At 64.4% G+C, this 14,631-nt stretch carries 12 protein-coding genes; 8 read left to right on the top strand and 4 right to left on the bottom strand.

All coding sequences use genetic code 11. The annotated features are described in order from the left end of the window. Positions 1–65 precede the first annotated feature (65 nt). Together ACVWWQ_RS01045 and ACVWWQ_RS01040 are read left to right on the top strand one after the other, a co-directional pair. Positions 66–3,509, top strand: a complete 3,444-nt coding sequence (locus ACVWWQ_RS01045; RefSeq protein WP_133950590.1) for a glycosyltransferase — start codon at positions 66–68, stop codon at positions 3,507–3,509. Between the two features lie 96 nt (positions 3,510–3,605). Then, positions 3,606–4,019 carry a DUF1398 family protein gene (locus ACVWWQ_RS01040; RefSeq protein WP_099652285.1) on the top strand — a complete coding sequence of 138 codons (414 nt, stop codon included), beginning with the start codon at positions 3,606–3,608 and terminating at the stop codon, positions 4,017–4,019. Here ACVWWQ_RS01040 and ACVWWQ_RS01035 read toward each other — a convergent pair whose 3' ends face one another. Continuing rightward, complete coding sequence (locus ACVWWQ_RS01035) at positions 4,020–4,490, bottom strand: DUF1456 family protein (protein WP_099652286.1); 471 nt, start codon at positions 4,488–4,490, stop codon at positions 4,020–4,022. Between the two features lie 127 nt (positions 4,491–4,617). Between ACVWWQ_RS01035 and ACVWWQ_RS01030 the strand changes: the two genes are divergently transcribed. The 6 genes from ACVWWQ_RS01030 to ACVWWQ_RS01005 all read left to right on the top strand — a co-directional run bounded on the left by ACVWWQ_RS01030 (position 4,618) and on the right by ACVWWQ_RS01005 (position 11,083). Then, positions 4,618–6,456: a VWA domain-containing protein gene (locus tag ACVWWQ_RS01030; protein ID WP_133950592.1), complete on the top strand. Its 1,839-nt coding sequence runs from the start codon at positions 4,618–4,620 to the stop codon at positions 6,454–6,456. 214 nt (positions 6,457–6,670) lie between these two features. Continuing rightward, positions 6,671–7,225, top strand: a complete 555-nt coding sequence (locus tag ACVWWQ_RS01025; protein WP_133950989.1) for an RNA polymerase sigma factor — start codon at positions 6,671–6,673, stop codon at positions 7,223–7,225. After that, positions 7,222–8,223 (top strand): hypothetical protein, encoded by a 1,002-nt coding sequence (locus ACVWWQ_RS01020; protein ID WP_133950594.1) that lies wholly within the window; start codon positions 7,222–7,224, stop codon positions 8,221–8,223. The genes ACVWWQ_RS01025 and ACVWWQ_RS01020 overlap by 4 nt, the downstream gene beginning before the upstream one ends. After that, complete coding sequence (locus tag ACVWWQ_RS01015; protein ID WP_133950596.1) at positions 8,220–8,816, top strand: IMPACT family protein; 597 nt, start codon at positions 8,220–8,222, stop codon at positions 8,814–8,816. Before ACVWWQ_RS01020 ends, ACVWWQ_RS01015 begins: the two co-directional genes overlap by 4 nt. A 39-nt stretch (positions 8,817–8,855) precedes the next feature. Then, entirely contained in the window at positions 8,856–9,206 is a 351-nt protein-coding gene (locus tag ACVWWQ_RS01010) for a ribonuclease E inhibitor RraB (RefSeq protein WP_133950598.1), read from the top strand. A 110-nt stretch (positions 9,207–9,316) separates the two neighbouring features. Further along, entirely contained in the window at positions 9,317–11,083 is a 1,767-nt protein-coding gene (locus tag ACVWWQ_RS01005) for an ABC transporter transmembrane domain-containing protein (RefSeq protein ID WP_208321616.1), read from the top strand. 258 nt (positions 11,084–11,341) lie between these two features. Here the strand turns inward: ACVWWQ_RS01005 and ACVWWQ_RS01000 are convergent, their stop codons facing one another. The 3 genes from ACVWWQ_RS01000 to ACVWWQ_RS00990 form a co-directional block, all read right to left on the bottom strand. Further along, positions 11,342–12,265, bottom strand: a complete 924-nt coding sequence (locus ACVWWQ_RS01000) for an NADP-dependent oxidoreductase (protein WP_133950602.1) — start codon at positions 12,263–12,265, stop codon at positions 11,342–11,344. Between the two features lie 82 nt (positions 12,266–12,347). After that, positions 12,348–13,727 (bottom strand): NAD-dependent succinate-semialdehyde dehydrogenase, encoded by a 1,380-nt coding sequence (locus ACVWWQ_RS00995; RefSeq protein WP_133950604.1) that lies wholly within the window; start codon positions 13,725–13,727, stop codon positions 12,348–12,350. Between the two features lie 49 nt (positions 13,728–13,776). Further along, positions 13,777–14,415 carry an SDR family oxidoreductase gene (locus ACVWWQ_RS00990; RefSeq protein ID WP_133950991.1) on the bottom strand — a complete coding sequence of 213 codons (639 nt, stop codon included), beginning with the start codon at positions 14,413–14,415 and terminating at the stop codon, positions 13,777–13,779. Between the last annotated feature and the right edge of the window lie 216 nt (positions 14,416–14,631).

Raw genomic sequence — 14,631 nt, 5'->3', positions numbered from 1 at the left:
TTCTCGATCTGTTCCATCGGTCGAGCCGAATGACGCGACGCGACACTCGTCGACCCGGCCCAGGCATGCAAAAGAAACCCATCTTCTTCGACCCCTCCGGCCGGCGTGCCAGTCACGTCTCGCGCCTGGCCCTGCTTGCCGGGGTGGTCAGCACGTTGTTCGTGGTGGCGTGTGCCGTCAGCCTGTTCGTGGGCCCGAACATGAGCGGCTTGCACATCGGCGAGCATGCCCGTACGCGGCATCCACTGGCCAACGTGAAAGCCGCCGCACCGGAACTGCTGAAGCCGGCGGCCAAGTTGGCAGCGGAGGTACGCGCGCGGCAAAAGCTGCTGCATGCCCCGAAGACCCACGCCAGCAAGGCGGCGGCCACCCACGTGCCACCGCCGTCGCTGAACAAGCCGGACGGTCGGCCGCTGGCGATCGGCTTCTATGTCAACTGGGACGACAGCAGCTATTCCTCGCTGAAGCACAGCCTGTCCCAGCTGGACTGGGTGATTCCCTCGTGGATGAGCCTGAGCGGCAAGGACATGGCGTTGCACACCAGCGTCGACGCGAAAGCGATCAACCTGATCCGCAAGCAGAAGCCTGCCACGCCGATCCTGCCGCTGCTGCAGAACGCGGTGGATGCGAACTGGGATGGCGCCGGCCTGGCCCGCATGCTGGCCGACCCGGCCATGCGCCAGGCGCGCATCGCGCAAATCGTGGCGTTCATCGCGGCCAATCACTTCCAGGGCGTGACGATCGATTTCGAGGAAGTGCCCGACGCTTCGCAGAAGGACCTGAAGAGCTTTCTCAACGAACTCAACGATGCGTTCGACCCGCATGGCTGGGGCATCGTGCTGTCGGTGCCGTTCGACGACCCCAGCTGGGATTACGCCGGCTATGCCGACATCGTCGATTTCGTGGTGCTGATGGCGTACGACGAACACTGGGCCGGCAAGACCCCGGGCAGCATCGCCGGTCAGCAGTGGTTCGAAGACACGCTGGCGAAGCGCATGAAGGAGCTCGATCCCGACCAGACCATCGTCGCGATCGGCAGTTACGGCTATGACTGGTCGCATGGCAACAACGCCGAAGCGCTGACCTTCCAGGATGCGATGGACCGAGCCTCCGACGCGCAAGTCGACATCACCTTCGACCCGGACACGCAGAACCCCCATTTCTCCTACGACGAGGACGATGGCAGCACCCATCAGGTCTGGTTCCTCGATGGCGTCACCGCGTACAACGAGATCCACGCCGCCGACGACTACAAGCCCTACGGCTACGCGCTGTGGCGGCTAGGCTCGGAAGACCCGTCGGTGTGGTCCGTGCTTGGACGCCCGTATGCTGCGCCCGCGCCCGACCAGTTGCGCACCATCGGCGCGGGCGAGGACATCGACATCGAAGGTCAGGGCGAAGTGCTGGAGATTGCCTCCAAGCCAACTGAGGGCACGCGCACACTGGAGGTGGACAAGGACGACGGCAGCATCGACGACGAAAGCTATACCGGCCTGCCCAGCTCCTACGTGATCCAGCGCGCGGGCACCTTGCCGCACAAGATCGCGCTGACCTTCGACGACGGTCCCGATCCCGAGTGGACGCCGCAGATCCTCGACATCCTCAAGGCCAAGCACGTACCGGGCACGTTCTTCATCATCGGCGAGAACGCCGAGATGTCGCCGAAGCTGGTGCAACGCGAGGTGGCCGAAGGCCATGACGTCGGCAACCACACCTTCACCCACCCCAACCTGGGCGACAGTCCGCCGGCTATCGTCGCGCTGGAACTCAACGCTACCCAGCGATTGTTCGAGGCGCTGACCGGTCATTCGATGCGGCTGTTCCGCGCGCCCTATTTCGGCGATGCCGAACCGACCACCGCCGACGAACTGGTGCCGATCGAGATCGCGCAAAACATGGGTTATCTGTCGGTGGGCCTGCATGTGGACGCCGAGGACTGGCAACGACCCGGCGTCGACGCCATCGTCAATAATGTCGTGGCAGGCATCGAAGGCACCAATCCCGAGCGCAAGGGCCAGGTCGTGCTGTTGCACGACGGTGGCGGCGAGCGCTCGGAAACCGTGGCCGCGCTGCCACGGATCATCGACGGCTTGCGCGCACAGGGTTACCAGTTTGTCACCGTGTCGGAACTGGCCGGGCTCACCCGCGACCAGACCATGCCGACGATCGCGCCCGGCTCGCTCTCGCAATGGACCGATCGCATCGTGTTTCTGGCGCTGGGCTTTTTCGGCCATTTCATCCGCTGGCTGCTGACCGTGGCGATCGCCCTCGGCGTGGCGCGCCTGATCCTTCTCGGCGGGCTTGCCCTGCTCAATCGCGCACGCGAAAAACGACGTGTGGTCCCCGTACTCGGGGACCAGCCACCACTGGTTTCGGTGCTGATTCCGGCTTACAACGAAGAGAAGGTCATCGCCAGTTCGATCCGGCAGATCCTCCGGAGCCGCTACGCCAACCTCGAAGTCATCGTGGTCGATGACGGTTCGGTCGATGCCACCTCCGCCGTGGTGCGCGAGCACTATGCCGACGAGCCGCGCGTGCGCCTGATCACCATCCCCAACGGCGGCAAGGCGCATGCGGTGAACACCGCGTTGCGCGAATCGAATGGTGCCGTGGTGGTCGCGCTGGATGCCGACACCCAGTTCGAGCCGGATACCATCCCGCGCCTGGTGCGCTGGTTCGCTGACCCGCAAGTCGGCGCGGTCGCCGGCAATGCCAAGGTCGGCAACCGGATCAACCTGATCACCCTGTGGCAGGCGCTGGAATACATCACCGCGCAAAACCTGGAGCGTCGCGCGCTGGCGGCTCTCGGCGCGATCACCGTGGTGCCCGGCGCGGTCGGCGCGTGGCGGCGTGAGGCATTGGAGCAACTCGGCGGCTTCCCGGCCGACACGCTGGCCGAAGACCAGGACCTCACCATCGCGGTACAAAAAGCCGGCTTCAAGACGCTGTTCGATGCCGAGGCAATCGCCTGGACCGAAGCGCCTGACACGGCACGCGGCCTCGCCCGCCAGCGCTTCCGCTGGGCCTACGGCACCCTGCAATGCCTGTGGAAGCATCGCAATGCCACCTTCAATCCGCGCTACGGCTCGCTGGGCATGATCGCGCTGCCGCAGGTCTGGCTGTTCCAGATCCTGTTCTCGGTGGTGTCACCACTGGTTGACCTGGTACTGGTCTGGCAGATCATCAGCACGGCGATGGACTTCCTGCAGCATCGCGGCCAGTTCGACGACACCAACCTGATCCGCATGCTGGTGTTCTATGCCGCCTTCATGACCGTGGATCTGGCGGCGTCCGCACTCGCCTTCGCGATGGAAAAGAAAGAGAAGTGGAGCCTGTTGTGGTGGCTGGTACTGCAACGCTTCGGCTATCGCCAGCTGATGTACTACGTGGTGGTGCGCTCGGTATGGACGGCCATCAAGGGACCATCGGTCGGCTGGGGCAAGCAGGAGCGCAAGGCGACGGTGAACTCGGGCGAGGAACCCGTCGCGACCACGAACAGTGGCAACTGACGAGCCTGTGCGGCGTCGTACGCGCAGGCGATCACGCCTATCCACCCGTTACGTATTTCAAACCTATCTTCTTGCCTGGCCTCACGGAGAAATGCCATGAGTGACGCGATCACCCACCTGCAGGCCGCACAGGCCCGGGCCATGGCCGGCCGCCCTCGCGTCGGTGGCTTCCCCTATCTTGCCGAAACGCTGCGGAGCGCGGGAGTAACGCGCAACGTGTGGCAGCTGCCCGCCTGCCAGAGCCTGTACCTGACCACTCGCGGCCCGGTGCTGCAGCAGGGCACGCCACTGGTGTCGGGCAGTGTCGATGTACCACGCTTCGATCAGCAGGCGCTGATTCTCGCGTTGCGTACCGACCAGGCCGGGGAAAGCAGCTTCCCCGCCTTTCTCCTCGCCGCATGGGAGGCTGGCGTGATCCGCTATGACGCCGACCTTGTCGAACGCTGCGTCACCTATTATGGCTGCGGCGGCGAATTCTACGTCGAACGCTATCCCGCCGTGTCGCTGTAATCAGTTGCCGCGCACGCGCATCGTCAGACCCTTCAGGAAGTTCCGCAGCAGCTGGTCGCCGCACAGCTTGAAATTCTTGTGGCCGGGCTGGCGGAACAAAGCGCTCAGTTCCGGCTTGGAGATCGGCAGGCCGGCGGCAGCGAGTACCTCGTGCATGTCGACGTCTTTCAACTCGAAAGCCACGCGCAGCTTCTTCAGCACGACGTTGTTGGTGACCCGCTTCTCAGGCGGCCGCGGAGCCCGACTTTCGTCCTTGCCGCGGCGCTGGAACACGAGGCCGTCCAGAAACAATGCCAGGGTCTGGTTGCTGCACTCGGCGTAGCCGGGCTCGCCATCCTTCTTCAGAAACGCCTGCACGTCATCCTTCGTCACCGGCTCGTTGGCATCGGCCAGATGAACCAATTCCACCACCTTGCCGTCGCTGAGATCGAGCATGTAGCGGATGGAGCGCAATACGTCGTTGTTGATCATGTCATTCCGATGAATGCCGCAGTGGGGGCGCCATGCTACCGCGCCACGCGGCTCCTGACCGCGTTTGGTTGACCCCATTGACCGACACCCCGCGTTTCACCTTTCACCACGAGAGGAGAAGCGCCCCATGAAACTGAAAGCCCTGCTGCGCAGCCTGCTGTTGTCCCTGCTGGTGATCGTTGCCGGTTGCAGCGTGCCCCGGCCCGCAACCGACGCCCCGGTACGCGAGAACGACAGCACGCCCCCGCCGCCCGCCGAACAACCGAGGATCGAACCCGCACCCGCCACCCCACCGGCGATGGCGCAGGACAAGGGCTTGAACAAGACCGACAGCCTGAGCGAGCAGTCCGCGCCGCCACCGTCAGGCCACGTCGGCCGCCCGTTGGCTGCCCCGCCCGCGCCACCCGCCGCTGCGGCACCACCGGCGATGGCCGAGATCGCCGCGATGTCCTACCACGCACAAAACGCGAAACGCATGGCCTACATGCCCACCCCGATCCTGTCGCAGCCAATGCCGGGCGACATCAATCGGGAGAACTACACCCATCGCGACACCAATCCCGTGCAACTGGTCAGCGAACAGCCGGTATCCACCTTCAGCATCGATGTCGATACCGGGTCCTATACCAATGTGCGACGCATGTTGAACGCCGGTCAGCTGCCGCCTGCCGACGCCGTGCGCGCGGAAGAATTCATCAACTACTTCGACTACGGCTACGCGCCGCCAACCGATCGCCGGCAACCCTTCAGCGTCACCACCGAACTTGCACCCGCGCCCTGGAATGCGAAGCGCCAGCTGCTGCTGGTCGGCATCCAGGGCTACCGCGTGCCCAGGGCGCAGATTCCTGCGTCCAACCTGGTCTTCCTGATCGACACCTCCGGCTCGATGAACGAACCGGACAAACTGCCACTGCTGCAGGCGTCGCTGAAACAACTGGTCGGCGAATTGCGCGCCCAGGATCGTGTGGCGATCGTCGCCTATGCCGGTTATGCCGGCGTGGTGCTGCCCTCCACTGCCGGCGACCAGCACGCCGTCATCAACGCGGCGATCGATGGTCTTGGTGCGGGTGGTTCCACCAATGGCGGCGCAGGCATCGAGATGGCTTACGCGCAAGCCGAGCAAGGTTTCATCAAGGGCGGCGTGAATCGGGTGATCCTGGCCACCGACGGTGACTTCAACGTCGGCACGGTCAATCAGGAAGCACTCAAGACCACCATCGAGGATCACCGCAAGAGCGGCGTGGCGCTGACCACGCTGGGCTTCGGCCAGGACAACTACAACGACGCCATGGCGGTGATGCTGGCCGATGTCGGCAATGGCAGCCACCACTATATCGACAGCCTGCAGGAGGGCCGTCGCGTGCTGGTCGACGAGATGTCCGCCACGTTGCTGACCATCGCCAAAGACGTGAAGATCCAGCTCGAGTTCAACCCGTCGCAGGTGCAGGAATACCGCCTGATCGGCTACGAAAAGCGCATGCTGAAACGCGAGGATTTCAACAACGACAAGGTCGACGCCGGCGAGATCGGTGCAGGTGCCAACGTCACCGCGATCTACGAGATCACGCCGACCGGTTCGCCCGGCGCCCGCATCGACCCGCTGCGCTACGGCAGCCATGACAAGACAGCCGGACACGGCGGCCATGAGCTGGCCTTCCTGCGCCTGCGCTACAAGTTGCCCGGGCAATCGGAAAGCCGGCTGATCGAGCAGCCGATCGCGGCCCGGCCGGCGGTCGAAGCCAGCGAACGCTTGCGCTATGCCGCCGCCGTGTCCGCCTTCGCCGACGCGCTGCGCGGCGGCAAATATCTGGATGGCTACAGCTATGCGCAGATCGCCGCACTCGCCCGAGGCGCGCGCGGTGACGACGCCGACGGCTACCGTGCCGGCTTCGTGCAGCTGGTGAAGCTGGCCGACGGGCTGGCGACGCGCGGTCATGACGGCGACATCGACACCGCGGCGCGTTGAGTTTTCCGGCCTCGTTGCGCGGCTGGCGGTTATGGGCACCGTTTTCTCCGTGCCCTTCCCCAACCACCGCCGCGCAGCGGGGGCGGAACCTGCAAAACAAGAGCTACCCGCCCCAACCTGCCCCTGCGTGCGGGCGATGGAGCCGACTCGCGGCGCGAACGAAACCCACGCCAACCTCCCCGCCACCCGGCGATTTGCCTTACCCTCGCCCACCATGGATGCCGCCGTCGATCCCGATGCCCTGCTGATGCTTGCCTACGCGCGAGGCGACCTCGCCGCGTTCGAGGCGCTGTATGCGCGTCATCGCGGCATGCTGTACCGGTTCCTGCTGCGCAGCGTGCGCGATCCGCATCGCGCCGATGAGCTGTTCCAGGAAACCTGGAGCCGGGTGATCAGCGCCCGCGAGCGCTATCAACCGCAGGCGAAGTTCAGCACCTGGCTGCTGCAGATCGCCCACAACCTGATGATTGACGGCAGCCGTCGCCAGCGACCGATGGCCAGCAGCGATGAAGCCGAGGTGGTCTTGGCAAACCTCGCCACCCCCGAACGCGAGCAACCTGACCACGCCTTGTCCGCGTTCGAACGTCGGCGCCACCTCCAACTCGCCATCGAACAGTTGCCCGATGAACAGCGCACCGCGGTGTTGCTGCGGCTGGAACAGGAGTTGAGCCTGGAGGAGATTGCCGTGGTTACCGGTACCGGCCGCGAAACCGTGAAGTCCCGCCTGCGCTATGCCATGAATCGATTACGCGAAGTGCTGTCCGAATGACCACGCCCCTGCCCCCGACCGATCCGCCCCGCCCCGACGAGCTGCTGCCCGGTGAAGCCGAGCTGGCCGCGTTGTACCGCGAGCTGCCGCAAAGCGAACCCTCGCCCGCGCTGGATGCGGCCGTTCTGTGCGCCGCAGCCGCGGCCTTGGACACCACCGCTGCCATCGTCAGCGAGCAGCATCACTCGCCCGAAGATCGCGTCGAGCGGCCCCAGCCGATGCCTTGGTCTGCTGCCAGGGTAGGGGCGACTCCGGCGGTCGACGCCACCACACGGCGCCGGCGCGCACCACGCTGGATGATCACCCTGGGCAGCGCGGCCAGCCTGGTGCTGGTGTCCGGACTGGCGTGGCGACTGCACGAATCGAGCCCGCCACCTTTGGCGCCGCTGGCACAGGAAACGAACGAAGCCACTTCCCCAGCAGCGGACAAAGTCGGCTCCCAGGTGACGCCGCTGGCTGCACCGCTGGCGCCCGTGGTTTTGTCCGAAGCCGTTGCGCCGCCCGAAACGTTGGATCAGCGAGCTGCCACGCGGGTCTCTGCCGCGAAGAAGCTGAAACAGAACAACACGCTCCAGTCAGCGCAACGCAAGACCGCAGCCAGGCCCATGGCCGCACCACCACCGGTCGCCGAACTGGCTGCTCGTGCTGCGCCACCACCTGCACCTCCGGCGCCGCCCGCACCTCCGGCGCCGGCCCAGGAAATTTCCGCCAGTGCCGCAAGCGGCCAGCTCGACAAGTTCGACCAGGCGGCCGCCGCACCGATGGCCGCCCAATCCGCGTCGATCGCCGCCGCACCCATGCCAACGAACGAAGCGACCAGCGAGACCGATACCACGCAGCAACCTGGCGACACGCCGACCCGGGAACTGGACAAGATCCGGCAACTGTTCGACCAGGGTCACCGGGCCGAGGCGTTGCCGCGCCTGCGGGCGTTCCGGCGGGCGCATCCGCAATGGCCGTTGTCGCCCGCGATGCAGGCACAATTGCAGGAACCATGACCGATACGCTGTTCACCCTGATCGAGCAGTGCCGCCATCAGGAAGACATAAAGAAGAGTCGCTTCCTCGCCCTCGCCGCACCGGTGCACACGGCTGAACAGGCGCTGGCCTTCCTGCGCGAAGTCGCCGACCCGACCGCCACGCACAACTGCTGGGCCTACCGCATCGGCCAGGACTATCGCTTCAATGACGACGGCGAACCCGGCGGTACCGCCGGCCGCCCGATTCTGCAGGCGATCGAAGGCCAGCAGATGGATGGCGTGGTCGTGGTGGTCACGCGCTGGTACGGTGGCATCAAGCTTGGCGCGGGCGGTCTGGTGCGCGCCTATGGCGGTACCGCAGCCGAATGCCTGCGCCGGGCCGAGCGCGTACCGATCATTCCGATGGCGATGCTTGCCCTGTCATGCAGTTTTGCGGACCTTGCCTTGCTCAAGGCGCGTATGCATGAACTGGGTGCCAGCGTGACCAGCGAAAACTTTACCGGCGAGGGCGCTAACCTCCAGCTCACGCTGCCGCTTGCGCGCGTGGACGAAGCGGTCAGCCGCATCGCCGACCTCACCCGCGGCGAGACCGTCGCAGTACGCATCGACTGATGCCCGCCACCCCATCCATCCCCACCCAGGAATCCCCCCATGAACCGTGACCCCCAACTTTTCCCCGACGACGAAAACGGCAATGTGCTCTGGCAGATGGCTGAGGCCGGCGACGACCTGTCGATCCCCCGCGAAGTGGATTTCGCAGTGCTCTTCCCGTCCGAAGACGATGCCCTGAAGTTTGCCGTGCACCTGCTGCGCAGTGACCAGAAGGTCTCGTTCTCGGCCTACGAAGAACACGACGAAATGCCGTGGCAGGTGCTGGCCCATCCGTTCATGGAGCCCAGCCACGAGAACATTTCCGGTTTCGAGCGCCTGCTGGGCGAAGCCGCCGAAGACTTCGACGGGCACAACGATGGCTGGGGCTGCGAGGCGCAGCAGGCAGTCTGATCTGAAACGCGCGCTTGGGAGCGGTGCCTGTCGGCTTCGCGTCCGCGCATTGAATCAGCACGTCGACCGCCCCAAGTCATGGGCTCGACGCCGACTCTTTGCGAGACCCCATGACTGCCACCGACAAGCCCCCATCCTCCCGTCGCATCGGCGCGCTGCGCGGGCTGTGGCCCTTCCTCAAGCCACACAAGGCACTGGCTATCGGTTGGCTGGTCTTTCTCGGACTCTCATCGAGCGCCTCGCTGGCGCTACCGCTGGCCTTTCGCTACATCATCGACAAGGGCTTCGGTCATTCCAGCCAGGCAGTGATCAACGAGACCTTCATCGCGCTGTTCGGCGTGGCGCTGGTGCTCGCCGTGGCCACTGCGGCCCGTTACTTCTGCATCACCCTGCTCAGCGAACGGGCGCTGGCCTCCTTGCGACGAACGCTGTACGCGCAGGTCATCCGCCTCGACGTCAGCTTCTTCGAACGCAGTCGCGTCGGCGAACTGCTCTCGCGCCTTACCGCCGACACCGAGGTGGTGCAGGCCTTGATCGGCTCCGGCGTGTCGGTGGCGCTGCGCAGTGCGGTGATGCTGCTCGGCGCCGGCACCATGATGGTCTGGACCGCGCCGTCGCTGGCCGGCCTCACCGCGCTGGTGATCCCCGCCGTGATGCTGCCGATCCTGGTATTCGGTCGCCGCGTGCAGAAACTCTCGCGGGCCAGCCAGGACCGTCTGGCCGATGCCGCCGCGATCGCCAACGAAACCCTCAACGCCTCCACCGCAGTGAAGGCGTACGCCCGCGAGAACATCGAAAGCACCCGTTACAGCAACGCGATCCTGCGCGCATTGGCCACCGCGCGTCGCCGCATCGGCATGCGCGCGCTGCTGACCATGGCGGTGATCGTGCTGGTGTTCGGCGCGATCACCCTGGTGTTGTGGGCCGGTGCGCGCCACGTGCTGACCGGCACGCTGGATCCCGGCGTGCTGGGCCAGTTCGTGCTCTACGCCGTGTTCGCCGCGGGCTCGGTGGCCGGCCTGTCCGAAGTGTGGGGCGACGTGCTGCGCGCCGCCGGCGCCATGGAGCGCCTGGGTGAGCTGCTCGACGAACGCCCTGCCATCATCGAGCCGGCGAACCCGCTGGCACTGCCACGTCCGATCAGTGGCGCCCTGCGCTTCGACCACGTCGGCTTCCACTACCCGACACGACCGGACACCGCCGCCCTGCACGACTTCACCCTCGAAGTACGCCCCGGCGAAACCGTCGCCCTGGTCGGCCCGTCCGGTGCCGGCAAGAGCACCGTGTTCGCCTTGCTGCTGCGCTTCTACGATCCACAAAGCGGCAGCATCAGCCTCGATGGCATCGACCTGCGTGCCGTGACGCTGGATGACCTGCGCGGCGCGATCGCACTGGTGCCGCAGGAAACCGTGATCTTCAGCGGCAGCGCCGCCGACAACATCCGCTTCGGCCGCGAAGGCGCCAGCGACGAGGAAGTGCACGAAGCCGCCCGCGCCGCCGAAGCCGATGAGTTCATCAATGCCCTCACCGACGGCTACCAGGCCGAAATGGGGGAACGCGGTGTCCGCCTCTCCGGCGGCCAGCGCCAGCGCATCGCGATCGCCCGCGCGATCCTGCGCGATGCGCCGCTGCTGCTGCTCGACGAAGCCACCTCCGCCCTTGATGCGCAGTCGGAAGCGGCGATCCAGCAAGCGCTGGAACGACTCGAAAAAGGCCGCACCACCCTGGTGATCGCCCATCGCCTCGCCACCGTGCAACGTGCTGACCGGATCGTGGTGCTCGATGGCGGTCGCATCGTGGCGCAAGGCACGCATGAAAGCCTGCTGGCCGAGGGCGGCTTGTACGCGGAGCTGGCGCGCTTGCAGTTTGTGGCTTGACTGGTCGGATTGAAGAACATCGATGGCCGGAACCGACCAATTCCGGACGGTCAATGACCATGGGTGCGTGCCAACAAGCTGCCGTTCAAAGTGGGTGGGGCTGAAACGCTAAAGCCAAGCGGCAGCACGAACCGGGCGTCGTTTGGGCCGACAACAAAGGCTACTTTGCTAGACCTGCCCCCGAGCTCGTGATTACCACGTCTCTTTGCACGTTTCCCTTCACGGTCTTTTCTGGCGAAAACCGCAGTTTGGACCCAACTATCCGACCGTGATGACTATCTTGCCGACGGCGTGCCCAGTTGCCAGTTCGTCATAGGCTGCAGCGGATTGATCCATCGGGAAAACATGGTCGATCACAGGCTTGACGGCACCCTTGTCGATCAGCGCGCCGAGTTCGCCCAGCATCGCGCCATCGGGTTCCATCAAAAACCACTCGAAACGAACGCCGTACTCCTGCGCAAGCTGGTCAGTGTCCTGGCCCTTGATCGAAACCATCGTCCCGCTCTTTTTGAGAACCTTGAAAGAGCGATTGAGGGTTTCACCACCGAGCATGTCGAACACCAGGTCGTAGTCAGATAGCTTTTCGTCGAAAGCTTCGGTCTTGTAGTCGATCACCACATCCGCACCAAGGCTGCGCACAAGTTCGACACTACGAGCGCCGCAGGTCGTCGCGACAAAAGCGCCGAAATGTTTGGCGATCTGGATGGCGAACGTGCCAACACCGCCGGATCCGGCATGGATCAGCACCTTGTCGCCGGCTTTCAGTTTGCCCTTGGTGATCAATGCCTGCCACGCGGTAAGCCCCGCCAGGGGCACCGCTGCGGCTTGGCCATAGCTCAGGGTTTCGGGCTTCATCGCAAGTTCGCTTGCCTTGACTCGGGCGTATTCGGCAATGGCGCCGGCATCGTCCTGGTTGGGGCGGGCGAAGACGGCATCACCGATCTTGAAACGGGTGACATCCTTGCCGACTTCGACGACCTCGCCGGACACGTCATAACCCATGACATGAGGGAAGGTCAGCGGCATCATCTTTTTCATTGCTCCCGAACGCAGCATGTCGTCGACCGGGTTGATGCTGGCGGCATGCACGGCGATCACTACCGAATCGTCCTTCAATTCGGGCTTGTCGACGTTGCCGATCTCGATCGGGGCGTGATAGTCCTGGATCATGGCGGCCTTCATCATCTACTCCTTCGGCATGGTTTCGATCTGGCCGCGCTGGGGCGGACTGCGGTGAACGGGAACACAAGTGGCCGGGCGGCTATTACGGCAGATAGATCGCCTTGGCGTTGACGAACTCCTTCATGCCGAAGCCGCCATGCTCGCGCCCGAATCCGGAATCCTTGACGCCGCCGAACGGCATGTTGGGATCGGCCACGCCGAAGGAGTTGATGCGGACCATGCCGGTGTCGAAATGGTCGCGTGCGAGCTGGACGGCCTTGGCCACATTCCCGCTGAAGATCCCTCCGCCCAAGCCGTAGCGGCTGTCGTTCGCGATGCGCACGGCATCTGCGTTGTCGCGCGCCTTGATGATCGAGGCGACCGGCCCGAACAGCTCGTCGTCATAGGCAGGCATGCCGGGCTGGCAGTCGGCCAGGACGGTCGCTGGAAAGTAATAGCCGCTGCCATCCTGTTTGGGGACCCCTCCACAAAGCAGCGTGGCGCCGCTGTCGATGCTTTTGCTGACCTGCTCGCAAAGGGTGTCGAACTGTTCCTTGCTCGAAACCGGCCCCAGCTGCGTGTCCTCGGCTGTCGGCACGCCCATCACGATGGCCTTCATCTGTTCGACGAAGGCACCGACGAAGGCGTCATAGACCGCTGCGGTGACGACGAAGCGCTTGGCTGAAATGCAGGTTTCGCCATTGTTGTAGAGGCGTCCCTGCACGCACGCCTTCACGGCAAGTTCGACGTCGGCGTCTTCAAGTACCAGGTAGGCGTCGTTCGATCCCAGTTCGAGCACTGATTTCTTCAGTTGCTTCGCTGCGGCCTGTCCGATATGCCGTCCCGCTTTGTCACTTCCGGTCATCGTCACGCCGCGGACGCGCTCGTGCTTGATGATCTCGTCCGAGGTGTCGTGATCGACCAGAAGCACCTCGAACAAGCCCTTCGGCAATCCCGCCGCGAGGCAGACATCACGCAGCATCAGGCCACTGCCCGTGCAGATGCTGGCGTGCTTGAGAAGCACGCCATTTCCCGCCATCAGATTCGAAGCCAGGCCGCGGACCGGTTGGTAGACCGGGAAGTTCCACGGCTGGACGCTGTAAACGACGCCGATCGGGCAATAGGCGATCACGCCCTTTTTGCTGCCGTCGCCGGCTTTGCGCGATTCGTCGGCCAACACAGCCGGCCCATGGTCGGCCGTGTATTCGAATATCTGCGCGCACAGTTCGACCTCGTGACTGCCGTCGCGCAGCAACTTCCCGGTTTCCTCGGTCATGAGCTTGGCGAAGTCTGCGGCCTTGTCACGCAGGGCGCCGGCGATGTCGCGAAGATAGGGGGCGCGCTCTTCGTGGGTCTTCTTTTTCCACTGCAGAAACGCCGCGTGGCAAGCCTCTACCTTTTCGAAGGCGGTGTCCTTGCTCATTAAATCATAAGTCGTGATCGTTTCTTTCGTGGCGGGATTGGTCGTGGTGATGGTTTTCAAAATCAGATGTCCTGTTGTTTGGTGCCTGCTGCGTCCATGTCGCCTTCAGTCAGATGGCGGCGACCGCTTGCTGCACGGATGATTCGCCGGCAAGCAGTTCGAACTGCTTGCCGTGTGTGTTGTCTGCATCCAGCACCTGCAGCAGCACCGCTGCAACGTCATCGCGCGGGACGCTGCCTTGACGGCCCAGACGCTTCGCGACGTCGACCTTGCCGCTGCCACGATCATTGGTGAGCGCGCCGGGGCGCACGATGGTGTAATCGAGGCCGCTCGCGCGCAGATGATTGTCCGCAGCTTGCTTGGCGTACAGGTAATGCTGCAGATACTCGGGACCTTGCTCCGGCGTGTCAGCGCCCATGGAAGACACCATGACGAATCGCTTTACGCCGGCTTTTTGCGCGGCGTCGATCACCGCGATCGCGCCATCGCGATCTACCGCATCGGTTTTTTCGGGGCCGCCTTTGCCGCCAGAGCCTGCGGTGAAAATGACAGCATCACAGCCATCCAGTGCCGGCTGCACGTCCTTTTCGAGATCAGCCACCACGGTGCTATCGGCACCCAGCTCGCGCAGCTCGGTGGCTTGCTCCGCGCTGCGAATCATCGCCTGACTTTGATGCGGGCCGGAAGGCATCTGTTTGAGCAGGCGACGGCCGATGTGACCGTTTGCACCAACGATGAGAACACGCATGGGAAGCTCCTTGAACAGGGGAAGCGCTGCGCCGCAGATATGTGAGAGCCAACGCACGCACGAAAGGCGCAGCCGGCAAAGGCGCCGTGATGTGTTCTACGCCGGTCAACGTACACTCAACGTGTTCAAGATGGATCCGAATCGCCCTGATGTCGCGGAGACTGAACGGGGTAGAACCCGGCATCCGTCATGAACGGACGTTGCGGTAGCCCAACC

It is taken from the genome of Rhodanobacter sp. TND4EL1 (genome assembly GCF_054061035.1).
The sequence above is the reverse complement of the archived record's forward strand: the minus strand, read 5'-3'. Positions and strand labels throughout refer to the sequence as shown.